The 24388-nt window shown below is 62.1% G+C and carries 18 protein-coding genes; 8 read left to right on the top strand and 10 right to left on the bottom strand.

Features of this window, described 5'->3' with window-relative positions; all coding sequences use genetic code 11:
• The first annotated feature begins 55 nt into the window (after positions 1–55).
• A complete protein-coding gene (locus QNN99_RS00225) occupies positions 56–424 on the top strand; it encodes an SdpI family protein (protein WP_229964422.1) in 369 nt (122 codons plus the stop codon).
• A gap of 85 nt (positions 425–509) precedes the next feature.
• On the opposite strand, the gene QNN99_RS00230 is transcribed toward QNN99_RS00225, so the two are convergent.
• The 5 genes from QNN99_RS00230 to QNN99_RS00250 all read right to left on the bottom strand — a co-directional run bounded on the left by QNN99_RS00230 (position 510) and on the right by QNN99_RS00250 (position 6722).
• Positions 510–1823 carry an MFS transporter gene (locus QNN99_RS00230; protein WP_229964423.1) on the bottom strand — a complete coding sequence of 438 codons (1314 nt, stop codon included), beginning with the start codon at positions 1821–1823 and terminating at the stop codon, positions 510–512.
• Positions 1824–1911: 88 nt separating this feature from the next.
• On the bottom strand, positions 1912–3009 hold the full coding sequence (locus QNN99_RS00235; RefSeq protein WP_229964424.1) for a phosphotransferase family protein: 1098 nt from the start codon (positions 3007–3009) through the stop codon (positions 1912–1914).
• A complete protein-coding gene (locus QNN99_RS00240; protein ID WP_229964425.1) occupies positions 3006–4250 on the bottom strand; it encodes an acyl-CoA dehydrogenase family protein in 1245 nt (414 codons plus the stop codon). Before QNN99_RS00240 ends, QNN99_RS00235 begins: the two co-directional genes overlap by 4 nt.
• Before the next feature lie 22 nt (positions 4251–4272).
• A complete protein-coding gene (locus QNN99_RS00245) occupies positions 4273–5043 on the bottom strand; it encodes an SDR family oxidoreductase (protein WP_229964426.1) in 771 nt (256 codons plus the stop codon).
• Positions 5040–6722, bottom strand: coding sequence for a class I adenylate-forming enzyme family protein (locus tag QNN99_RS00250; protein WP_229964427.1), 1683 nt, complete (start codon positions 6720–6722; stop codon positions 5040–5042). The genes QNN99_RS00245 and QNN99_RS00250 overlap by 4 nt, the downstream gene beginning before the upstream one ends.
• 296 nt (positions 6723–7018) lie before the next feature.
• Here QNN99_RS00250 and QNN99_RS00255 point away from each other — a divergent pair, with 296 nt between their 5' ends.
• Together QNN99_RS00255 and QNN99_RS00260 are read left to right on the top strand one after the other, a co-directional pair.
• Positions 7019–7564 carry a TetR/AcrR family transcriptional regulator gene (locus QNN99_RS00255; RefSeq protein ID WP_442860448.1) on the top strand — a complete coding sequence of 182 codons (546 nt, stop codon included), beginning with the start codon at positions 7019–7021 and terminating at the stop codon, positions 7562–7564.
• A gap of 117 nt (positions 7565–7681) precedes the next feature.
• Positions 7682–8104, top strand: coding sequence for a VOC family protein (locus QNN99_RS00260; RefSeq protein ID WP_229964429.1), 423 nt, complete (start codon positions 7682–7684; stop codon positions 8102–8104).
• A 75-nt stretch (positions 8105–8179) separates the two neighbouring features.
• On the opposite strand, the gene QNN99_RS00265 is transcribed toward QNN99_RS00260, so the two are convergent.
• Complete coding sequence (locus QNN99_RS00265) at positions 8180–8866, bottom strand: hypothetical protein (protein WP_229964430.1); 687 nt, start codon at positions 8864–8866, stop codon at positions 8180–8182.
• A 200-nt stretch (positions 8867–9066) separates the two neighbouring features.
• Here QNN99_RS00265 and QNN99_RS00270 point away from each other — a divergent pair, with 200 nt between their 5' ends.
• Positions 9067–10236, top strand: a complete 1170-nt coding sequence (locus QNN99_RS00270) for an SGNH/GDSL hydrolase family protein (protein ID WP_229964431.1) — start codon at positions 9067–9069, stop codon at positions 10234–10236.
• Positions 10237–10374: 138 nt separating this feature from the next.
• Here QNN99_RS00270 and QNN99_RS00275 read toward each other — a convergent pair whose 3' ends face one another.
• Both QNN99_RS00275 and QNN99_RS00280 read right to left on the bottom strand, forming a co-directional pair.
• Entirely contained in the window at positions 10375–10638 is a 264-nt protein-coding gene (locus QNN99_RS00275; RefSeq protein ID WP_229964432.1) for a hypothetical protein, read from the bottom strand.
• A gap of 74 nt (positions 10639–10712) precedes the next feature.
• On the bottom strand, positions 10713–11864 hold the full coding sequence (locus QNN99_RS00280) for a TRAFAC clade GTPase domain-containing protein (RefSeq protein WP_229964433.1): 1152 nt from the start codon (positions 11862–11864) through the stop codon (positions 10713–10715).
• 414 nt (positions 11865–12278) lie between these two features.
• Between QNN99_RS00280 and QNN99_RS00285 the strand changes: the two genes are divergently transcribed.
• From QNN99_RS00285 to QNN99_RS00300, 4 genes are all read left to right on the top strand, one after another.
• Positions 12279–14159, top strand: coding sequence for a DUF262 domain-containing protein (locus QNN99_RS00285; RefSeq protein WP_229964434.1), 1881 nt, complete (start codon positions 12279–12281; stop codon positions 14157–14159).
• 222 nt (positions 14160–14381) lie between these two features.
• The gene (locus QNN99_RS00290; RefSeq protein ID WP_269439116.1) at positions 14382–17498 is read left to right on the top strand and encodes a DEAD/DEAH box helicase; all 3117 of its coding nucleotides are present in this window, start codon (positions 14382–14384) and stop codon (positions 17496–17498) included.
• A 487-nt stretch (positions 17499–17985) separates the two neighbouring features.
• Entirely contained in the window at positions 17986–19245 is a 1260-nt protein-coding gene (locus QNN99_RS00295; protein ID WP_331461748.1) for an SPFH domain-containing protein, read from the top strand.
• A gap of 298 nt (positions 19246–19543) precedes the next feature.
• Positions 19544–20161, top strand: coding sequence for a heavy metal-binding domain-containing protein (locus QNN99_RS00300; RefSeq protein ID WP_229964435.1), 618 nt, complete (start codon positions 19544–19546; stop codon positions 20159–20161).
• Between the two features lie 182 nt (positions 20162–20343).
• On the opposite strand, the gene QNN99_RS00305 is transcribed toward QNN99_RS00300, so the two are convergent.
• The gene (locus QNN99_RS00305) at positions 20344–21924 is read right to left on the bottom strand and encodes a nuclease-related domain-containing DEAD/DEAH box helicase (RefSeq protein ID WP_229964436.1); all 1581 of its coding nucleotides are present in this window, start codon (positions 21922–21924) and stop codon (positions 20344–20346) included.
• Between the two features lie 527 nt (positions 21925–22451).
• Positions 22452–24311: a DUF262 domain-containing protein gene (locus tag QNN99_RS00310; protein ID WP_229964437.1), complete on the bottom strand. Its 1860-nt coding sequence runs from the start codon at positions 24309–24311 to the stop codon at positions 22452–22454.
• Between the last annotated feature and the right edge of the window lie 77 nt (positions 24312–24388).

Here is a 24388-nt window from a genome sequence, read left to right on the forward strand (position 1 = left end):
CGGAAAGACGAGATATCGGTGCTGTCGGTGTGGGGCACCGGAGGGGCGGCGGGCCATGTCTGAGGAGCTCGGCGGCTTGATCCCGCTGCTGTTCGCCCTGATTTTCCTGCCGGGCCTCTGCGTTGCCATGACACGGCAGGCCGCCGACGGCCTGATGGGCCCGAACGGCGTCGCCGGGATCCGTACCCGGTACACCAAGGCCTCGGACGAAGCATGGACTGCCGGGCACCGGGCTGCCCTTCCGGTGGTGAAGAAGATGTGGCCCGTGACCGGCGTCGGCGTGCTGGCTGCCCTGGTTGTGCAGTTCACGGCGGGCGGGGCATGGGGTATCGGCGTGGCTTCCCTGACGCTCGTAGTTCAGGTGGCAATCGTCCTCCGTTCCGCGGCAGCTGCGAACGGCGCCGCGCGCGCCGTCGGCGCCTAGATGCGCAGCTGAGGCCGGGCAGGAGCTGCCCGGCCTCAGGACTGCCGGCCCTGGTGTCCGGTCACGGTGTTTGCTTGCCCGCGGGTCAGGCGTCCTTGAGGTCAATCCCCTTGGTTTCGGGCATCAGCCACACGGCCACCGCGGTGCATGCGCACAGGAACATGATGTAGACGCTCGACAGCCAGCCCACCCCCAACTCGATCAGCAGCGCATTCAGATAGGGCGCCGTGCCGCCGAAGACGGCCACGGAGATGGAATACGCAAAGCCAATGCTCTGGGTGCGCACCTTGGTGGGGAAGTTTTCGGACAGCGTGGCAGCCAGCAGGGCGCCCGGAACGGCGACCACCAGCAGGGCAAGGGACGCGGCGACCAGCAGGGTCCAGGGCTCGGAGGAGATCATCCCCATCAGCGGCAGCTGGACCAGGATCATGACGGCGGCGAAGCCGATCATCATCGGCCGGCGGCCCACCTTGTCGGACAGGCGGCCCCAGAACGGAAGGGAACAGAGCGCAATCAGCTGGGCAATGACGGAGGACCAGTAGGCGCTCGAGGCGGACATTCCCTGCTGCGTGATGGCGTAGGTGGAGGCGTAGGAGGTCCAGGTGTAGTGGGCGGCGGTGATGCCTGAGGTCATTGCGATCATCAGCAGGACCGACCGGACCACCTGCTTGCGGGCCAGGGGCGTCGGCTGGTCGGCGGCCTGGGCGTTGTTTTCCTCGTGGAAGACGTCGCTCTCGTCCATCCCCTTGCGCAGGTAGAGGGCAGCCAGGGCCAGGAAAGCGCCCAGGATGAACGGGATCCGCCAGCCCCAAGCAGCCACTTCACTCTCTTCGAGCACTGCCGTGACCGTTCCGCCCACGGTGTAGGCCAGCACCGATCCGGCGAAAATCGCGACGAAGACAATGCTGCCCCACATGCCCCGGCGGTTCGCGGGGGCAATCTCGGCCACGTAGGTGTTGGCGGTGGCGGACTCGCCGCCGTGGGCAAAGCCCTGGCCGACGCGGGCCAGGAGCAGAATGACGGAGGCCCAGACGCCGACCGTGGCGTAGGTGGGCATCAGGCCGATGACCAAGGAGCCGCCGGCCATCATCAGCATGGTGGTGATAAGGACAAACTTCCGTCCCTTCTTATCCGCGATCCGGCCAAACACGATGCCGCCCAGCGGACGCATCAGGAAGCCGACGGCGAACACGGCCAGGGTGGACAGCAGCGCCGACACCGGATCGTCCGGATTGAACATGGCCGCGGCTATGAAGGGCGCGAAGACGGCGTAGGCGCTCCACTCGTACCACTCGAGGATGTTGCCGACGGTGCTGGCCGCCAGGGAGTGCTTTTTGGATCTGCCGGCCGGGGCTACGGCCGCGCCGGACGCTGGGATGGAGGACGATTGTGCTGACATGCTGGGGCTCCTTTGCCGCTCAGACAGTGAGGGGTTCTGCGGACGGATGGGACGGGACGGGCTCTATCGATGGGATGGCGTGGTGGGGCTACAGGTCGTGCATGTGCCGGGCCGCCTGCTGCAGCAGGTGGGGGACTCCGGTTTCCAGCGACGGGCCGAAGACCTCGTCGCCCGGCCGCTCGCCCTGGAGCCAGCGGGTGTAGATTGCTTCGCAGAAAATTGCCGACTTCCACAGGGCCAGCACCTGGTACCAGGGCAGCGCGGCCATCTCGAGTCCGGTCTGTTCCGCGTACCGGTCCACCAGCTGGGCCCTGCTCCAGTAGCCGGGCTCACGGGTGACCGGCGTCAGCTCCATGACCGTGGGGGCGCTCGCCGCATCCGAGTAGGTGGCGGTCAGATAACCCAGGTCCGCCAGCGGATCACCCAGAGTGGCCATCTCCCAGTCCAGGATCCCCAGCACGGCGGCGGGCGCGGAACCGCCGAACAGGAGGTTTCCCATGCGGTAGTCGCCGTGGACCACAGACACGCCCTGGGAATCCGGCCGGTTGGTCTCCAGCCACCGGGCCAGATCCTGTACCTGCGGCAGATGCCGGGTGGTGTTGGTGTCCCACAGGCCGGAAAAGCGCCGAACCTGCCGCTCCAGATAACCCTCCGGCCGGCCCAGTTCGGCCAGTCCCGGCCGGCTCACGTCCACCCGGTGCAGCTGGGCCAGGGTATCGACGACGGCGCGGCTGGTTGCCTCCCGCTGCACCGCCGGGGTCAGGGCCGGCGGGGCCGCATCGGTGATCACCACCCCCTCCACAAAAGACATGACGTAGAAGGGCACCCCCAGCACCGACTCGTCCGAGCAGACGGCCAGGATCCGGGGAACGAGCACACCCTCGGCGTGCAGGAGCTGCTGGATCCGCGCTTCCCGCACCATGTCGTGGGTGGAGGGCGGCAGCGGCGGCCGGGGGCCGCGGCGGAGCACATACGTCTGGTCTCCGCGTTGGATCCGGTACGTGATGTTCGATTGGCCGTCGCCGATCCGTTCCCAGGCCAGCGGTCCGGCGCCCAGTCCCTGTTCGTCGAAGAACGCGGTCACCGCATCCAGGATGAGCAGCGGAGGGCTGGGAAGGGCACGGGCCTCCGCCGTCGTCATGACCACCTCCACGCCGTCGGGCTTCATGCCGGTCTGCATGCTCATCGGGCCTCCGCCCCGGCCCGAACCGCGGCATCGCCCAAATAGGGTTCGCCCGCTTCCACGGCCTTGCGCCTGCGCGAGGAGGCACGGCGGGCGATGGCCCACTTGTGGGTCTCGTTGGCGCCGTCGTAAATCCGGAAGGGCCGTACCTCGCTGAGGTACTGGGCGAGCGGCAGGCCGTCGGAAACGCCGTCGCCGCCGCAGATCTGGATGCAGCGGTCGATCACCCGGAACACCGCTTCGGAACAATGCACCTTGGCGATGGAGGACAGGGCGGAACCGGCCTTCGGATCGGTTGCCAGCAGCTGGGCGGTCCGGGTGATGATCGCGTCAGAGGTTTCGATGTCAATCTCGCACTGGGCGATGAGCTCCTGGGCCAGGCCGAGGTTCTTCAGGGGAGAGCCGAAGAGTTCGCGCCGCTCCGCCCGGTCCAGTGCGATGTCCAGGGAGCGCCGGGCCAGGCCGAGCCAGCGCATGCAGTGCGTGAGCCGGGCGGGTCCCAGCCGCACCTGGGCGTACGTGAACCCGAGGCCCACCCCGCCCAGCACCGCATCCGGGGACACGGCGCAGTCCTCGAAATGCAGGTGCGGATGGCCGCCGTCGATGGTGCGGTCAATGGTGTGGATGGGCTCTCCGACCCGCACCCCCGGATGGTCCATGTCCACGAGGAACATGGTTGCCCCGGCAGCGGCGTCGTTGGTTGCCTCGGTGCGGGCCATGACGATGCAGAAGCCGGCGCCAACCGCTCCGCTGATGAAGCGCTTGTGGCCGTTGATCACCCACCGCTCGCCGTCGAACTCCGCGGACGTCAGCAGGGCCGCCGGATCCGACCCGGCTCCGGGGTGCGGTTCGGTCATGCCGAAACAGGAGCGGATCTCTCCGGAGGCCAGCGGCGCCAGGAAGCGGCGCTTTTGCTCTGCGGTGCCGATGAGCTCGAGCAGGTGCATGTTGCCCTCGTCCGGCGCCATGCAGTTGAGCGCGGCGGGTCCGATGGGTGAATAGCCGGCCTCCTGGAAAATGACCGACCACCACTGGATGGGAACGCCCTGGCCGCCGTATTCCTGCGGTACGTGGGGTGCAAACACTCCGGCGTCCTTGGCGGCCTGCTGCAGCCGGTCGCGGGTGGCCTGGTCCATCCGCTGGCCCGGTGCGGGTTCGGCGGGAAGGACGGTTTGCCGGATGAAGTCCCGGGTGCGCCGGCGGAGTGCTTCCACCGTGTCCGGGGTGTGGGCTGCTGCGGTCATAACTGTGTCCTTTCGGGGCGGGTCAGGCCGTGCCGCCGGCAACCATCAGGCCGCCGTCCAGCGTGAGGATCTGCCCGGTGGTCCATGCCGATTCTGCGGAGGCGAGGTAGGTGACGGCCGAGGCGATGTCCTCGGGAGTGCCGAGGCGGCCGAGGGGGTAGCCGCTGGCCACTTCGTCCTCCCGGCCCTCGTACAGGGCTTTGGAGAACTGGGTTTTGACGACTGCGGGGGAGACGGCGTTGACGCGGATTTCCGGGCCGAGTTCGACGGCGAGGGAGCGGGTGAGGTGGGAGACGGCGGCCTTGCTGATGCCGTAGAGCCCGATCCCCGGGGAGGGCGTGTCGGCGGTGACGGAGGACAGGTTGACCACCACTCCGCGGCGCTCGCGGAACCTCAGGCCGGGATGGTGAACGGTGTCCTGCACCCAGGCCAGGGTTCCCAGGACATTGACCTCGAAGACCTTGCGGGCTGCGGCCAGGTCCAGGTCGACGAGCGGCCCGAAGACCGGGTTGATGCCGGCGTTGTTCACCAGGATGTCCAGCCCGCCGAAGGCCTCCGCCACCGTGTCCAGCGCTGTCGCCCGGTGGACGGCGTCGTCGGACTTTCCCGCGACGGCGATGACGGAGCCGGCCGGGAAGCCGGCCGCCGCCTCTTCCAGCGGTCCTGCGCTCCGGGCGGTGATGCAGACCCGGGCTCCGTGGGCCACGAGGTCGCGGGCGATGGCCAGGCCGATGCCCCGGCTGGCGCCGGTGACGAGCGCGGTTTTTCCGTCGAGTTCGCCCCCGCCGCTCATGCCTGTCCCTCCAAGGGTGAGTCGCGGAGCACTTTCCGGCGGATCTTGCCGGTCTGCGTCTTGGGCAGGTCCTCGATGACATGGACGATCCGGGGGTATTTGTAGGCGGCGAGGCGCTGCTTGGTGAACTCGATGACTTCCTCCTCGGTGAGTGTGTGCCCGGGCTTCAGCGAGACGTAGGCGACCACCGTCTCGCCGCGGTACGGGTCGGGCTGTCCGACGACGGCGGCCTCAAAGACCGCGGGGTGCTCGTAGAGCACGTCCTCGACCTCCCGGGGCCACACCTTGAAGCCGGACACGTTGATTTGGTCCTTGAGCCGGTCCACGATGTAGACCCAGCCGTCCGCATCCACCACGGCCACGTCCCCGGTCCGGAGCCGGCCGCCGGGCATGGTCCGGGCGGTGGCCTCGGGATTGTTCCAGTAGCCCGGAACAATCTGCGGCCCGGCCAGTTCCAGTTCGCCCTGCTCACCGGCGGGCAGCGGATTTCCGTCCGCATCGATGATCCGGACGGTGACGTTGGGCAGCGGAAGGCCGATGGACAGGCTGCCGCTGGCCGGATCCACGGGGGCGTCGACGCCGGGCGGCACGGCGATGACGCCCGACGTCGTCTCGGTCATGCCGTAAATGTTGTGGATGTACTTTCCGAACCGCGCCCGGAAGCCCTCGACCGTGGCCGGCGGAATGGGGGCACCGCCGGAATACAGCGTCCGGATCGAGGCAAAGTGCTCGGCGGTTGCGCCGGGGATCTGATAGATGGCATTGAAGACGGTGATGGAGCCCGTGGTGCAGGTGACCTTGTGCTCGGCTATGGCGTCGACGACGACGGCGGGATGGGTGCGGTTGATGAAGACCAGCGTGGTGTCCTGGAGCAGGGGAGCGGCGGCGCCGAGCACGGCACCGGTGATGTGGAACAGCGGAGCAACGGCCAGCACCCGGTCGCCGGGCTGCAGCCCCATCCAAGCGGCCGAGGTGGCCGCCACGTTGAGGACGTTTCGGTGCGTGTTCATGGCGCCCTTGGGCGGCCCGGTGGTTCCGGAGGTGTAACTCAGCAGCGCCACGTCGTCGGGCCCCGGCGTCGTCCCGGCGGACCCCGGTGCCAGGCCGGCGGACCCCGGTGCCAGGCCGGCGGACCCCGGTGCCAGGCCGGCGGGGGAGCGGCCGGCAAAGGCACTGATCAGCTCCGCCATGTCGCCGTCCGGCGAGGGTTCCAGCGGCTCTGTTTTGGGGAAGACCCGCGGATCGTTGCGGCTCTGGTACTCCAGTCCCGACGTCGTCACGATCCATTGCACGGAGCTGCCGGCGACGGTGTCGGCAGTGGCTGGGTAGAGCGTGTCTTCGGCGATGATCCCCGTGGAGCGGGAGTCATCGATGAGATGGCGCAGCTCCCGGCCCTTGTACATGGGGTTCAGCAGCACTGCCGTTGCTCCCAGCTTCCACAGGGCAAGGAAGGAGATGGCATATTGGGGGATGTTCTGCAGCTGGATCCCGATGCGGTCACCGTGGCCCACGCCGCGGTTTTGCAGGGCTGCGGCGAACGCATCGGACAATTCGTCCAGCTGCGCAGCGGTTAGGGTCTGGTCGAAGTAGGCAATGGCGGTTCCTTGGGGATTCCCTTGAACCCGTCGCCGCCAGGCCTCCACCACTGACTGGGCGTGGATTTCAAAGGGGGAGGACAAACCGGAAGGATGAAGGCTGGTTGATCTGGGAGTCACACTGGCATCCACTGCGTGCTCGCTTCCATGTCGATCTGGGGGGACCCGGAAGGGGATCGCTTACCGAGCGATCGCTCGGTAGCATTAGTGTGAGCTAGGACACGTGGACTGTCAAGGCCCAAAAACAGGTAGTTCGAAGGGAAGAAATGTCACGCACAGAGCGAAAAGGGGAACCGGTTCCGTCCCCGGGCGCTGCTTTGCCGGCTCGAAACGGAGGGTCGGATTGGCGAACCTACGCACCGGATGACCTGTCGCCGATCTTGGCCAGCGCCCTGGAGTGCTTCATGGAGCACGGCTATCACGGCACAACCATCCGCCAGGTTGCGGCCCGGTGCGGACTGTCCGTCCCCGGGCTGTATCACCACTATCCGTCCAAGCACGCGCTGCTGGTGGCCATTACCTCGCATGCGATGTCCGACCTGTGGCTGCGCAGCGAACAGGCGCTGGCCGAAGCCGGAGAATCCGTCTCGGACCAGTTCGATTCCCTGGTCGAATGCCTGGTGCTCTTTCATGCCCGGCGGACGGAGCTGGCCTTCATTGCGTTCAGCGAGATCCGGAGCCTGGACGGCTCCGCCCACTCGGAGCACATTGCGGCCCGTGACCGCCAGCAGGGGCTGATGAATGCGGTTGTTGAACAGGGGGCCAAAACCGGGGTGTTCACCACCCGTTTTCCGCGGGAGGCCAGCATGGCGGTCATTACCATGTGCACCGGTGTTGCCCAGTGGTTCCGGCCCGGCGGGGCGCTGACGCCTGAGCAGCTGGTCGAGCGGTACCGGGAAATCAGCAGCATGGCTGTGGGCAGGTAAACCGATCGGGTCGTGCCTCTCCGGAGACGGTGGCGATCTCTTCCTCCGCGCCCCTGCCAGCGCTTAATCTGGCGGCGTACGGAAAGACCCATCCCACGGAGTTCTTAGGAGATCGCTATGTCCACCACCCTGAATCCCTACCTCAGCTTCCGGGACAACGCCAAGGAGGCCATGGCGTTCTACCAGAGCGTCTTCGGCGGAACCTTGGAAAGCAGCACATTCGCAGAGATGAACATGGCCGATGACCCTTCCGAGGGCAGCAAGATCATGCACTCCTCGCTGACCACGGACAGCGGCCTGGTCCTGATGGCCTCGGACACGCCCAACAGCATGGAGCTGGATGAGGGCAGCAGCTACTCCATCGCGCTGAGCGGCGACGACGGCGACCGGCTGCGCGGCTACTGGGACAAGCTGCTCGACGGCGGACAGATGACCGTGCCGCTGGAGCGCGCGCCCTGGGGGGATGTGTTCGGCATGCTGACCGACAAGTTCGGCACCAGCTGGATGATCAGCATCGACGGGCCGGGCTCGGAGAGCTGAGCCGGGCACAAACCCGGGCAGGACCTGGACGGTGGCAGCTGTCCGCGCCACCGTCCAAGCTATTTGATCGGTGGACTAGTAGCCGCCGAACTTCTGGGCCTGCCGGTACGCCTTCTTCCGGGCGAAGTACTCGCTTGAAGGCTTCATAAACAACAGCACCACGGCCGCGAAGGTGGCCAGCATCGCTGCCAGTGTGAGGAAGCCGGACATCGTCCCGGCAGTGAACAGCCCGAACAGTCCAATCAGGGAAAGGGCCGCAAAGACCGTGATGGTGATGCGCGCCCAGTTGAAACCGGCCCGCACGAGGAAGGCCAAAGCCACCCTGACGCCCAGGCCGATGATGCCGGAGACAGCGGCGGAGGCCGTGCCGGACGCTACGCTGGCGGCCAGGGTCGTGGAATCAACCTGCAGCCCGGCGTTGCGAAAGGTTTCCTCCATGGTCTCGAGGTATTCGGGCGAATTCACGTACGCAATGGCGAAGGGCAGTGCGATCAGTCCGAGGACGGCGCTGCCGATCAGCAGCCAGAAGGCCAGGTTCACCTGCTGCGGGCGGGCCGGCTCCTGAGCGGGAACCATCTGGCCGGCGGGGCTCTGCGGATATCCGTAGCCGCCCTGCGGCTGACCGGCCGGCGCGGGATAGCTGTAGCCGCTGGGGGCACCCGGAGCGGGATAGCCGCCGGTGCCCTGTTGTCCCGGCTGGCCCTGATTCCACGGCCCGGGATTGGGCCCGGGCTGGATGGAAGGCTGCGTCGGTTCACTCATTTTTTGTTCCCCCTGTGGTGAATTCGCTTTGAACGGCGATGCGGTTCGGCGCCTGCGGTAGGCAGCTCGAAATCTAGCGCCAGCCTAGCGCAGCAGAAGGCCCGATTCTCGGCCCCGAGAAGACGTGTCCGGCGGGATCACCGGAACCGCAGGCATAAAATGTGAGTGCCCACCGCCGGACTTTGAGAGACGCACCCTTCATGATCACCACTGCCATCACGCCCTCCTTCGTAGTCGGAGCGGCAGACTTTGAAACAACGGCCCGGGGACTCCGACCCCATCGGCTGCCGGCCTGGGTCCGCACCCGCTTTCCCGATCCGCAGCTGCTGATGGCCGAAGGCCAGCCCTCCGGTGTTCGGCTGGTCCTGTCCACGACGGCGCAAACCCTCGAAATGGTCACGCATTCCACCCGGGTCGTGTACCGCGGGGCGGACCGTCCCCGGGGCAGCCTGGACCTGATGGTCGACGGCGAATTCCTCCAAAGCGAAGAACTCACGGGCGGTGATTACGTCGAGGTTGATATGTCGACCGGCGAGAGCACCCCTTTCCAGGGCCCGTCCCACACCAGCGACCTCCGGCTGCCTCCGGGCGAGAAGGTCGTGGAGATCTGGCTGCCGCACAACGAGTCCGTCGAGCTGCTGGAACTGCGCGCCGACGCTCCGGTGGTGCCGTATTCCTCGGGCAAGCCCGTCTGGCTGCACCACGGCAGCTCCATCAGCCACGGATCAAATGCGGCCACCCCGACGCAGATCTGGCCGGCGGTTGCCGCCCGAATCGGCGGCGTCGAGCTGCACAACCTCGGCCTGGGCGGAAGCGCGCTGGTGGATCCGTTCACCGCCCAGGTCATGCGCGATACCCCGGCCGATTTCATCAGCGTGAAGCTCGGCATCAACGTGGTGAACCTTGATTCCATGCGGCTGCGCTCGTTCGTGCCTGCCGTGCACGGGTTCATCGACACCATCCGTGAGGGACACCCGGAGACACCCTTGGTGCTCATCTCGCCGATTTTCTGCGGTATTCACGAGGACACTCCCGGCCCGGGCGCCATCGATCCGGCATCGTTCGGCACGGATCAGATCCGCTTCACGGCGTCCGGCAATCCTGCCGGGGTGGCTGCGGGCCAGCTGACGCTTCGGGTGATCCGCGAGGCGCTGGCGTCGCTGGCGGAGCGCCGGGCTGACGATCCGAATCTGTTCTTCCTGGACGGCCTGAGTCTCTACGGGGCCGAGGATGCTGAGGTGCACCCGCTGCCCGACGCGCTGCACCCGGACACTGCAGCACATCGCATCATCGGGGAACGTTTTGCCGAGTATGCGTTTGCGGGGGAGGGACCGTTTGGGCAGGTAAACGCGGCTGAGACTGTCTCCTGAGTGGAGCCAGGCACGGACGCCTTGGCCGCCGACTGATGCGCGCTGCTGCTTGAGATTACCTGCCCGACGACGACGGTCGACAGACTCTGTATCCCCTTTGGCGGGCAAGGGTGTGAGGACTCGCGCCCGCACAAGCTATCAGCCGGCGGAGGGCGGTTTGGATAACTCCCAGACCCGGGAAAACTCGTCGGCAACTTGTTGCCAGACCAGTCGACGACCATCCGCAACTGAGCCGATGTCGTTGGCCTCGGCCCCGAAGAGGACAAAATCATGGGGAATGATCCTGCCTGCCCTGTCTTTGCGCTGCAAAGGATCTGGGAAACGCAGTGCCACCATGTCGGCGACGCGGTGAAAGACCTCCGGTTCAGCCCCTGCACCCGCAAAGGCCTCTTCATAGACCACGAGAGGATCCTTGTTTCCGCCATCGCGGAGAAATCGGAAACCCCAACTCCGCCCACGAGTGGCCCAGATCAGGCTCACCTACGGCTCCGGAGGAGGACCTGATCTTCTTCTGCTTTGTCCAAGTCCGCCCGGAACCCGGTTAGCGTTGCTGACAAATAATCCTGTCTTGCCAAAGCCTCGGAGTTGATCCCCCTTAGTTTATCCGCTGCCAACTTGACTGCTTCGTTCACAAGATTTGGTCCAATATGCTGCAGCAGATTTCCTATTGGGCCGGGCGCCTGGCCTTTCCGCCCGATCAGCGCGGCGGCCAAAGGGCCAACGCCAGCCAACAGATTCTGGGCCACTTTTCTTGGGATCTGCTTTGCCTCGGCCCACCTGACATGACGCTCGATTGGGAGCATTGCCGCGAGGGGCAAGATTAGCTTCAGCCCAACGCGCTCAGTGACCTCAATCTTGTCTGAGCCGAACTTGGCTGACGACAGCAGTACGAAGTCCTCGCCGACTGACAACGCGTCACTGGCTTCCACCAGCCCGGCGAGCACTTCCCGTAGCTGGGCCAGGTCATCACCGGCCTTTTCTATGAGGAGATCCCTGAACTTGAACACGTCCATTTCGGGAAGCAGATCGGACTTTGAGAGAGCCATGACCCAGATACGTGGAAACTCGACAAGAGGCTTGCCATCGTCCAAGAGATCGTCTTTGAGCGACAGCAATCCGTTGCGGAAATTGCTCAGCAACGATTTCAGGTACCGTTCCTCCTCGCCTGAGTGGTCAAGCAACCGCTGACTGTCCACCAGCAGTAGAGCTACATCAGAACCCAGCAACGCCTTGAATGTATCAACCTTGCGCTTGGCTTCTTCTTCCCCGCTCACATCCTCCTCGAACCACTCGCCCGGGTAGTCGTGCCAAACGAGGCGGAGGGCATCAGAGGGTCTCGCCTTCACCGCCTTAGCATCGAACGCTTCCTTTGGCTTCACTGAGAAAGAGTAGGAAGTGGCTGAGAATCGGGTGGGTGCGGGCAGGCGCGCTGAATCTCTCATGCCGAGGTAGTTTTGATGCAGTCGATTGCCTTGGCCAGTCTCGTTCGCCACGACGTTGAACAGACTCTTCTTCAGATACTGTGGCTCCTGTGCGGCTCCGTAAAAGGAAGAGATCATGACGGTTTTGCCGCTACCGCTCTCGCCGAAGACCGCGATGTGCTGCTCTAGCGCTCTACTTAGTTGCATTTGAGGAGCTTACACAACTTCTAGAGTTGGTTCGGGTGGAAAACGTCTGTTAGCGCTCTGTAGGTATGGCTGGAATTACTTGCTGTCAGTGAATTCTTCGCTTGGCAGCCGGCATTGTCATCCTATTAAGGGAGGATGGATCGCATCAGAAGGTCAGTGGCGAGATATTTATGGATCTTGTTTCCACGAGGGACGAGATAGATGTCCCAGGAAAAGAGCTGCGCTCACGCTGCCCAGGGTAGGTCCTGAGTCCTCGCGTAGATGCCCCCGTGGCACAGGGCGAGGTAGCTCCCGGGAGGGACTGCAATACTTTGAGATCTTGGGGTCTGTGTTCGTGACTTCAGCACCGGTTGTTCTCCTAGCATTCCCCCTCCGGCTAGACTCAGAGAAGGCTAGAGAAACAGGGGAGCAAGCTTGAAGAAGATTGACGGGATCGCGAAGTCCGTAAATGACATTCTCAAAGGAAACCGCTATTCAATCGATTACTACCAGCGGGAATATCGCTGGGAGTTCAAGCAGCTTCAAGAACTAGTTAACGACCTTACCGGTAGGTTCTCTGATGCCTGGGATTCGGCTCATGAACGTAGCGAAGTTGAAAAGTATCCATACTACTTTCTCGGCTCAATCATCGTTTCTGAAAAAGACTCTGCCTCCTTCATAGTCGACGGACAACAACGCCTCACAAGCCTGACTCTCCTTCTGACCTACCTGCGGCGGCTTCAAGATCAGCGCGCGGTTCAAGTACCCATCGATGACCTGCTGATGGTGGAGAAGTACGGTAAAAAGTCCTTCAACCTCGACGTTGCTGACAGGACTGAATGCATGACTTCCCTCTTTGAAACGGGGCGATTCAGCCCGCCGCCGGAGGCCTCGGAATCAGTACAAACCCTGGTAGCTCGCTATGACGAACTGGATGACACCTTCCCGGAAGAGCTAAGAGGCGACGCGCTGCCCTTCTTCATCGATTGGCTTATCTATAGGGTCCAGATCGTCCAAATCACCGCGTACACCGACGACGATGCCTACACGATCTTCGAGACCATGAATGACCGGGGGCTCAAACTGACTCCAGCCGACATGCTCAAGGGGTACCTGCTCTCCAACATCACCGAAGGGACTGCGCGGGCGACGGCAAATGACTCGTGGCGCAAGCGCATGCTGGAGCTGGGCAGTCTCCACAAGGACGGGGATTCCGACTTCATCAAGACCTGGTTCAGGAGCCAGTACGCCGAGAAGATCCGTGAGCGCAAGAAGGCGGCCAGACCTGAGGACTGGGACCGAATCGGCACAGAATTTCATCGATGGGTCCGGAATGACGCCGTTCGCTTGGGCCTGAGTAGCCAAGGAACCTTCTATGACTTCGTAATGAAGGACATGGATTTCTACAGTCGCCAATATCTCCGCGTAGCCAAAGCCTCGACCGGTGAATCGACCCCGTCCGGGTTGGAACACATCGGTTACAACGCCGATCGAGGCTTCACCTTGCAGCATCAACTACTCCTTGCGCCCTTACAGCCCGAAGACTCGCAGGAGACAGTGGATCAAAAATTGGCGCTGGTTGCACGCTACGTCGACATTCTCCTGGCTTGGAGGATCTGGAATTGGCGCAGCATTGCCTACTCCACAATGTCGTATGCCATGTTCGTAGTGATGAAGGATATTCGAGGACTCAGCGCCGAAGATCTAGCAGTCAGACTCCACTCCTTGCTGCTGAGTGAAACTGAAACGTTTGACAGTAACAATAGGTTCCGAATGCATCAGCAGAACCGTTTTCAAGTACACCGGTTTCTCGCACGCCTTACCGACTACGTGGCTGTGCAGTCCGGAGGAGCAAGCCGGTACAGGGAACTGACAAACGCTGCGAATGTTCGCTACGAAGTGGAGCATATCTGGGCGGACCATCCTGAGCAGTATCTCGATGAGTTCCCTCAGACCCACGACTTTTCAGAACACCGCAACCTCATTGGTGGGCTCCTCCTTCTGCCCAAGTCATTCAACGCCAGCTATAACGATGATGCCTACGAGAGCAAGTTGCAGCACTACCTGACGCAGAATCTTCTCGCTAGGTCTCTTCATTCTCAGTGCTATGAGAAGAACCCCGGCTTCGTGCAGTTCATCAAGAAAGGAAACCTGCCGTTCAAGCCCTATGACAGTTTCACGAAAACAGCCAATCTTGAACGCGGAGAGCTGTACAGAGACCTCGCGAAGCGAATCTGGAATCCCGACGACCTACTGGGTCTGGGAGCGAGTTCCGGCAGCGGAACGACATCCGGAGGAGCATCGACTGATGCGTAGCCCCAGCTGGTTCCTGGAGTGTGAATGTGGCTACAACGAGGAATGCACAATCCAGGTCAGGCCTGTTGGTTGAATACGACTATCCACGCTCGCTGACTCCACGCGTTTCAAATGTATTCAGAGTTGCAGCTACTCTCATCAGACAAGGCACCCTAAAATGGCTGCGCAAGAAACCAAGAAGGCTGGGCATTGCTGAACATCTATCGGGGAGAGCCAGAATCTTTGGCGGAAGGTCTCTACGAGCTACTGCACACGAAGGAACTTGCCGAGCGGATTGAGACGCAGCCGGAACTGCAGGCTGCGTTCGAGACGGTCTCGGATGATCTCTCTCCCGATGTCCTGGCGAGTCACATAGCCAACCAGGCGAGGCAGGCTCTGGCCGCGGCGGCCCCGGCCGATCGGGTGGCGCTGGCCAACAGCATCCTGAGCGACCTGCACGGTGCGGCACTGATTCAGGCTGGACCGCAGCAGCTGACATCGCTGTTTCCGCCCGAGGGGCTGAAGCGTCGCCAGCTCCGTCGGCCCGCAAGCTCCTTCAGCAGAGCCGCCCTGCTCACCAACGGTAAAGATGATCCCAGCTTGTCCTCGGAGCTCAACGCTGAACTGGCGTCTGCTGACCGGGTCGACATGCTGTGCGCGTTCATTCGCTGGACAGGGCTGCGGTTGTTGGGCAAGTCGCTGACCGAGCTCAAAGAGCGCGGGGTTCCCCTTCGGGTCCTCACCACCACCTATATGGGTGCCACCGAACGGCGGGCCATCGATGAACTGGTCCGCATCTACGGTGCGGAGGTGCGCATTAACTATGAAACCCAGGCGACCCGGTTGCATGCCAAGGCCTGGTTGTTCCGCCGGAATTCCGGTTTCGACACCGCATATGTCGGGAGCTCAAACCTCAGCCGCGCGGCGATGCTTGAGGGATTGGAATGGAACGTCAAACTCTCCGCCGTGGGAACCCCGGAACTGCTGCAGAAGTTCGAAGTGACGTTTGACAGTTACTGGGAGCAGCCGGAGTTTCAGCCTTACGACCCAGACCGCGACGGCGACAAACTGGACGCGGCCCTTGCCAGCAACGGCGGGAAGAAAACGTCCCTTCCGCAGGGTTCCACCGGACTGGAAGTGCAGCCGCACCCGTACCAACAGGGCATGCTGGAAGACCTGGAGGCTGCCAGGGACGTCCATGGCCACCATCGCAATTTGTTGGTCGCCGCCACCGGGACCGGAAAGACAGTCATCGCGGCCCTGGACTACAAGCGGCTGTGCGATGCTGCCGGCCGGAGGTTGACACTGCTGTTCGTCGCGCACCGGCAGGAAATCCTGGCCCAGTCCCTGCGCACCTACCGGAACGTGATGCAGGACGGCAGCTTTGGCGAGCTCTTCGTCGGCACACACAAACCCTCTGAAGGAAAGCATCTGTTCGCCAGCGTGCAGTCCCTCGCAGCGCGGGGAGTGGAGACTCTCAGCCCCGAGGAGTTCGACGTCGTCGTCATCGACGAGTTCCACCATGCCGAGGCGCCCACCTACCGCCGCATCATGGAACGTTTGGAACCGGCCGAGCTGCTCGGGCTGACAGCAACTCCGGAACGCGGCGACGGCGTCAACGTGGCCGACGCGTTCTTCGACGGCCGTGTCGCCAGTGAGCTCCGGCTCTGGGATGCGTTGGAAGCCAACCTGCTGGTGCCGTTCCACTACTTCGGGGTGGCCGACGACGTCGACCTCAGCCAGCTGGAATGGAAACGCGGCAACTACGACGCCGCGCAACTGAGCAACGTCTACACCGGCAACGACGCGCGGGCCGCCAAGGTCATCGCGGAAACCCGACGCACGGTCACCAGCGTTGAGGACATGAGAGCACTGGGCTTCTGCGTGTCCGTCCAGCACGCAAAGTACATGGCCGAGGTCTTCAATAACGCGGGAATCCCCTCGGCGACCGTTTCCGGTGAAACACCCGAACCGGACCGGGAAGCGGCGCTGCGCCTGCTGCGGGACGGGGAGCTGAACTGCATCTTCGCGGTGGACGTCTTCAACGAGGGCCTCGACCTGCCCGAGGTCGACACCATCCTGATGCTCCGGCCCACCCAGAGCTCCACCATTTTCCTGCAACAGCTGGGCCGCGGACTCCGCCGGTCCAAGGACAAAGCAGTCCTGACAGTTCTGGACTTTATCGGCCAGCAGCGGCGAGAGTTCCGCTTCGACAACAAGCTGCACGCCATCACCGGACTGCGGCGAAAAGGGCTCAAGAGCGCCATCGAAGAAGGGTTCCCATTCCTCCCATCCGGTTCCCAGATCGTGCTGGACCGTGTTTCGCAGGAGATCATCATCGACAGCCTCCGCGATCAACTGCGGAGCACCCGGCCGCAGTTGGTCGCTGACATCCGCTTCCACGGGGAAACCGGGTTGGCAGACTTCCTGCAAAAGTCCGGGCGCGGGTTGGAAGATGTGTACCGGAAAACCGGGGAATCCTGGACTTCATTAATCCGTTCTGCGGGATTGGCCGAAGCTGCCGCCGGACCAGCACAGCTGCTGAGAGGGGATGAACAGAGGTCGATTGCGGAGGAGACGCTGCTGCTCCGGCGCATGACCACACTGCTCTGCGTTGACGATCCCGAACGGGCTGAGGCCTACACCATGCTAGTGTCCCGGAACGCTCCGCGGTATGAGGAGCTGGGCCCGCGGGAGCAGACGTTCGCCCGCATGCTGTTCTTTGCGCTGTGGCCCGAGGCTGGGAAGTTCACCTCGTACGACGCCGGCCTCGACTTCCTGCGCAGCTATCCCACCGTGTGCGACGAGATTCGCCAACTGGCTGCCCTCGGCGTCGACCGGACTCGTTATGCGCCCAAGGGGCTGGGCCGCGGACTGGCGCATGTGCCCTTGTACTCGCACGCGACCTACCGGCGAGAGGAGGTCCTTGCGGCGCTTGGCTACCTGGCCGTGGACGGGCGGAAGGCCCGGCACCGGGAAGGCGTGGCCTGGTGCGAAGACACGCAAACTGATGCGTTCTTCGTGACGGTGGAAAAGGATGCCAAGGACCGGGCTGCCAGCATCATGTACAAGGACTACGCGCTGAGCCCGGACGTGTTCCACTGGGAGTCGCAGAACAGCACGTCTCCGACCAGTCCGGTGGGCCAGCGCTATCTGGACCACAAGGCTGCCGGCACGCAGATCCTGCTGTTCACCCGGGCCCGTGAAAACGACGAGTCAGGCTTGACGATGCCGTACGTCTGCCTTGGCCAGCTGGATTACATGCAGCACACCGGGTCGAAGCCGATCGCGATCACCTGGAAGCTGCAGCGGCCGATGCCGGCCGATGTTTACACGGAGGCCAGTGCCGTGGCGCAGTAATCCCGCTTAACGTGATCTAGGGAGGGACTATCAGAGCACAGTGACATGCTGCGCAAGGAGGATGCCCCCACCGATGCTAAACCGCGTCGGCGATCCGCTTCTCGTCGCCGATAATCGTCAACAGGAACCTGCCTGAAGAGGCCGACATAATGACGCGCGGGCGCCGGGTAAGTTCCTTGAACTCATTCACTAACAGGATGGCCGCCGGTCCAGCGTGGGAACACACCCCGTGAGGCGTTCAGCGGCAGGTGGCTCTTTCTGAAGGCGTACTCCCACATGTCCGCAGTCAACATTATTCAACACTGGGGGCTGGGATAGGAGGGAGTAGGAGCCCGGGTACATCGTCCAGACCTGAACTCCTAGTCCTGCCAGTGGAAGCCCGCCTTTGGCCGGCTACATTAGGGTTTCTGGAGCTATCCTGCTGTCGCAAGGCTTCAGCCGCACCCGTCGACCGCAGACCTGCGAGTGGTGAACATGAACGCCAACGGTGAGCCGCTATGCTTGGCCTGATACATTTTTGAGAGCAGATTGGTTTCTTGGATCTGTAGATGCTTTATCTATTGATAGGAAGAACGGGATGGGGCTCGTTAAGGCCGCTATTGACTCAGTTGGCGGAGCATTTGCAGGCCAATGGAAAGATTTTCTTACGGTTCCCGCGGAACTTTCCCCAACGGCCGCATTGTTCCCTGCTGTTCGGGCAGGTGCAAATGCAAATCGCGGTTCGGGTACCAGAGGGTCGAACGCCATTTTAAGTAACGGCTCCAAGATTGTTGTTCCCGAGGGCTACGGATTGCTCTTGTTTCAGGACGGAGAGCTGACGGCGTTCGCAGGCGACCCCGGCGCCTACATCTGGGCGTCCTCAGATATGAACTCACTTTCAATCTTCGCTGACGATGACCCGTCTGAGTCACTCATTCAGCAGTCGTGGGAGCGCTTTAAGTTTGGGGGGCAGCCCGGTTCACAGCAGCTGGCGCTTTTTGTAAACCTGAAGGAGCTTCCTAACAATAAATTCGGCACTCAATCGGAAATTTATTGGGACGACGCCTACTTCAACGCCCAGGTCGGCGCCCTCACTCACGGCACCTACAGCATCAGCATTACTGATCCCATCCTCTTCGCGAAACGTTTTGTCCCTGCTCGTTACTTGCAGGGCCAGGATATTTTCGATTTCACCGACAGGGGCAACTCGGCTGCGAGCCAGTTGTTCTCAGAAGTAATTAGCTCACTGGCCGCAGCTTTCAGCAGGTATGCAAACCATCCTGACCGAGCTAACCGCATGTCACGAATTCAGCAGGATTCGATAGGATTTGCCGAGTCCTTGTCCAGTGTGGTCGAGGAAGCCTATAAGTGGACATCAACTCGTGGGATTGGAATTTCCAAGGTAAACCTCGTCGGAGTCAAATATGATGAGAATACGAAGGAACTGCTTCGATCTGTTCAACGGGCCGATGCATTGGCGGGCACGCGAGGCAACGCAAACCTGCAGGCTTCCGTCGCAGCTGGTATGCAGTCTGCTGGAGAAGCCCGCGGGGCTGAGGGGCTACTGGGACTGGGTGTTGCGGCTGGATCCGTGAACCTTCCCGCGCTGATGCATCAAACACCAGCACCCGTAACTTCAACGTCCACTGCCGAGAGTGATTCAGATTTAATTACAGTCCTGGGGGGTCTGAAGCGAGCTTTCGAGGCGGGGTTAATTAATCAGGCCGAATTTGATGCGGCGAAAGCAAAGGCACTTGGACTTTCATAGACTCAAGGAATTTCAACTAAGAAGGTTTGATGAATCTCGTTGAATGCTCCCGATGCGGCAGCAAAGAACTTTTCGAAGAAGATGGACAAGTCATATGCGCCTTTTGTCGCTCCCGATTTATGCCAAACACTCCGGAGCATCCGCAAAAGGGGGCTGTGGTTGATATATTGTCAGACATTCAAGTGCTGCTTCAGAAATGCGAACGCGATCCGGTGAATCGGTTCCGATACGCGAGCTTGATTCTTGACATTGACCCGACAAATACAGAAGCAGCAAAGTACCTAAGATAGAGGATGCAATGAAAACGAAAGACATCGCGAAAAATCTCGGGTTGGAGTTGGGCACTTTCGACGCTTGGGTCAAACAGTCCGGATACCCTTACAAGTCGGGGTTGACAGGTATTGCTGTTGCTGACGATGTGAACGTGGACGAGCTGGTGGGTTATTACCGCGAGTACCTATCCCAGGAACAGGCGCGCCTTAGTCGGGAGCATGAACAACTAGCTAAGGATAACGAGAATGCAGCTCGAGCTGCACAGGAGAAGCAGCGGGCGCTGGCCAGCATGCTTATTACTTCCGGATTTAACTTCGATGGCTATTCCATTACGAAGTATTCGGGTTACATCTCCGGTGACGATGCAGTATCGATGAATCGCCCTACCCATGGCTGGCTCGGCGGGGTCAATGGAGAAGTCGGGGCGGACTTGTTGGCAGGGCTGGCGCACATTCGGCGCAACGCCCTTGCTGAACTAAAGGAAGCCGCGTACGCGCTTGGGTGCAACGCTGTAATTGGTGTCGATTTCGACTACCTGACGATGGATCCCGAGACTGCTTCTAGTTCCGGTGGTACGCTTTATCTTCCATTTTTGTTCGCGGTTACAGCGAATGGTAACGCCGTAATGATCGAGAAAAACTAATAAGTTTGGGCTGCTAATACTGGATCCTTAATTAGCGAAATAAGTTGAGGGGGTTGCGCGTGAGGACCCGCGCAACCCTCGGCTAACTTAAAGGCTAGGAACCCACATCCCAGCCCGCCCTAACGCCAGTTCCAAATCCCGACCTCCGGCTCGTGCAATCAGTTCCTGGTCGCCGACCACCATCAGCAGACAACGCGCCCGCGACAAGCCAACGTAGAGCTGCTCGGGAGCCCGGGCGAGGTCCTTGAACGGTTCACGCACAGGATCACCACTGACCGTTCCAACCCCTTGAAGCCGAGGACGTGCCCGTAGAACTCCTCGTCGTCGTCGTGAAAGGCCTGCCAGTACTCGGGAATGAGTTTGGACTCAAAAGCTACCTGATGCACAGGGTGCCGTTCCTTGGTGGTGAGCAGCGCGATCTGGTTCCGCGCCCAGCCTTCCTCGATCAACACATCCACGCAGTCGCTCGCGACGTCCAGCGCATCCTCGGTGGCGCAGTCGATCACCCGTACCGGTAGTCCGTCGCCGCCGCGGGGCAGAAAGTGCTCGCCGGAGAACCCCCGGAAGGTATGGGCGATGCGCTTGGTGTTCCGCAGGTTCTCGTCAATATGCAGCGTCACCAGGTTTGCCGTCGGGTCTACGCTGGTTCCGACAGTGCCGGCGTCCCACCGGCCGTAGACATTCTGCCGCTCGTCCATGAAGGCGAACACCCCGCCGTCGTCGGGCTTCTTCAGGCAGGCTAGCAGCCCCTCCCACCACAAGGGGGCGAAGTCCTGGGCCTCGTCGACGACGACGGCATCCAGCTTGGTCTCCACGTCCAGGGTCGAGGCGAGATCCTTGAGCAGACGGGGCATGTCCTGGTCGAAGTACTCCTGCCCGGCGCCGTCGGCGACGCCCAAGGATTTGGCGTACTCGTGGAACTCGCCGACGAAGACCGGCTTGGCCTGCCGCCAGGTGGAGACCTCGCGGCGCAGGTGCTCGGCCAGTCCCTTGTTGTAGCAGAACAGGCCGACCCGCTGGCCGTCCTTGGCCAGGCGCCGTGCCTTCTCGACGGCCAGCCAGGTCTTGCCGCTGCCGGCGCCGCCGACGAATCTGGCCCGGGGGATGGTGCGGGTGGAATCGAGCAGGACCTTCTGCCGCTCCGTGAGTTGGTCCTGCCGGGCCTCGAGCTCGTCGGCGTCGCCGGCGGGGGAGGAATCCGGGTCGAAGTCACCGGAAAGGTGGGGGACGATCCGCTCCAGGTACTTGGCGGCTAGCGCGCTGCCGCCCTGGGCCTCATGCTCGATGGCGTGGCGGATCAGCGCGGCACAGTTACTCATCCCGGCCTGGTCGATGATGAGGCCGCGGGGGATGCCCGCCATCTGCCAGTCCGCCGGAACCGTTGTGTAGGGAAGGCAGGCCATGTAGGCGAAGCGGCTGGTCAGCGGCGATCCCACCTGATCCTTGAGCCAGTCCTTAAGGGCGTGCTGGGCTCCCTGGGCCTGGGCTATCGGACTTGGCAGCTTGCGTTTGCCGCTGCGGTCGGACTGGTACCACTGCGCGTTCTCTACCGACACCAGTCCACCCTTGACCTCGATGGCGGCGAGCCCGACGCCGGGCCACAGGACTAAGATGTCGATCTCGTGCTCGGCCCGTCCGTGCCGCACCTGTACCGAGTGCGCCAGTACGACGTCGTCGGGCAGCTGGGCGCGCAGGGCGTCCCAAAGTGCCTTTTCGGCCAGTTGGCCGTCCTGAAAGTCTGGCTCGTCCGGTATGCAGTGCACGATTCCCCCTTATCGTGCCGGCGGCGATGCCGGCTCTTCGTAATCTACAGGCAGTCGTCCCATCGCTAGTCCTCAAACCAATGGGCCCGCTGTCGTCGGGTCCTTCAGACGCCAGCTCCTCATCGAAGCACTTCTGCCCGGACCCGTCGGGCACGCCCAGGGACTGTACATAGTCGTGGAACTCGCCTACGAATACCGGCCGGGCTTGCTTCCAGCCGGCAACCTCGGCGCAGATGCTCGCTGAGCCCCTTGTTGTAGCAGAACAGCCCGACGCGCTGGCCATCCTTGGCGAGGCGCTTGGCCTTCTCGACGGCGAGCCAGGTCGAGCCAGGGCTTGCCGCTGCCGGCGCCGCCGACGAAGCGGGCGCGGATGATTGAGCGGGTGGAATCCAGCAAGACTTCCTGCCGGGTGGTGAGCCGTTCCTGGTGGTCTTCCAGCTCGGCGGCATCCAGGCCCGGACGGTCCGTAGCGGCCAGGCCACCGGAGAGGCGGGGGAGGATGCGCTCAAGGTATTTGGCGGAGAGTTCTACTCCTCAGCGTGGCTCGGGGGTGGTCCCCATATGCGGATGGCCACTTCTGCCAGAGCTAGGGATCGGCGGTTGATGGCCTCTTCATTCCATAGGGGAGCATTAGCTACGTCGTAGTTGAGCACAAGGCTTTTCTGCTTCTGAAACTCAAGGCGTTTTATATCCCACCCATGGTTCGAAACATCATTATTGAATGCGCCTGTGACGAGCGTCAGGTTGCCAATTCTGTCAATGACTTGATCACGTTCTGCACTGAGCAGATCGTGCATGGGCTTCTGCCCACCGACTGCTGGGGCTGCGCCATTCTCGTCCAAGAGGGGCCAGTGCTCTACCCAAGCCCGCGGCATGATGTGTTCAATCTGCAGGCTGCCGTAGTCGACAGTCGCACTAGGCTCGTGCCGGTTCTCCGAACGGAGCTGCTGATCGATGGAACCAAGCAAGAGCCGAAGCCTTACTTGGGATGCACCCTTGTAGAACTGGCGACTGGAGAAAGCTTGGACCAGGTCTTCATCTTTCGGCCAGGTAAGAGAGTTGTCTCGGAGGGCCAGGCTAATCGTTTCGGGAACGTTTCTACCTGCGCCCAGTGCTTCCTTTGCTTCCTTGAGGACCTTCGCGAGCAGAGCTCCATATCCTCTGGTCTGCCATCCAGCGAAAGTGCGGCGAATCGCCCAGGACTCGACTGATTGCACAGCACGGATGTGATCGTCCGTGGGCAGTTGTGAAGATGAAATGGTAGCCAGCCAGGTCAATAGAGGAACGGCTGTAGTGATGTCGAGCGCGTGAAGCCGCTGATATGCGGTCACCAACCTCGAATCGGCGCTTGGGAGTTTGCCGTAAACAACCTGGTAGGCCTGGGCAAAGGTGTTGAGCTCTACTAATGCTTCCTCAGTAGAAGGCCCGCTATTCAAGAAGGCACGAGCTTCCCGATAAAGGTGCCCAACGTTTGTTTCGTTACCGGTAGCAGCGGTTAGCCATACGGAGAGCAACACGTCCCGTCGACCGCGAGCTGCATGTCCTCGTCCTACAGTTTCCTTCCACCATTCGTCATCGAACTGTGCCCAATACTTATCGTAAAGCTGCTCGACGTCCTCATTATCGAGCTCCGCCCTCATGAATAGGAGATTCTTCACGAGATCGATTGCAGATAGGGGAGTCTGCCGACCGTTCAGTACTTCGAAAATCACTTGGGCGTCGTCGTTGTCGTCGAGATCGATCACCACCAGTTTGAACAAACTTGAGAGGGCGTCCGCGAGGGCGGTTAGTTTCGGCGCACTGACGTCGCCCGTGGCTTCGCGTGCGTACTGGAGGCTCCTCGAGGAAAAAAATGTACGCGCTTGCATATATAGGTGGCGATGGGTGTCACCTGGTGTCTCGTCGGCCATAGCCCCCGGCCAGACATCCCTATCTCGCCGGCGGGGCCACAACTTGTAAACCTCCTCGGCGGACTCAACAACATCGCTTGGGTTGAAGAGCATCCGACGTACTGACTTTTCCCGCTCCGAGTTGTGCTCAATCAGAACATCAAGCAGACCCCGGATAAGCAGCTGAATTGTGGTTAGGCGCTGCTGGCCATCGATGACGGAGCGTAGAGCCACCCCGCCTGTGGGGAAGGGCATGCTTGCGCATACGATCGCGCCAAGGAAGTGTGGCGGTATGTTCTGTTCTAGCTGGGTTCCTCGGGTTCCATCTTGCCGGTGATTCCTCGCGGCAAGCAGGCGATCAGCGGCGGCCTCAAGGTCATCGAATAGGAGTCTCCACTGGCCGTCCAAGGTCCACTCGTAGTCCCGCTGGAATGTTGGGATAACATATCGGCGCTCCGGCTTGAGGATGTCCTGTAACGGGTACGTCTTGGCATCCATCTAGAATTGCTCCACTCTTTGTTGGTGCGGCACGTAAGGCCAAAGGATTCGAATGCCGCAGGAGAATTGTCGGTAAC

It is taken from the genome of Arthrobacter sp. zg.Y820, from assembly GCF_030125555.1.
Taxonomy (GTDB): Bacteria; Actinomycetota; Actinomycetes; order Actinomycetales; family Micrococcaceae; genus Arthrobacter_B.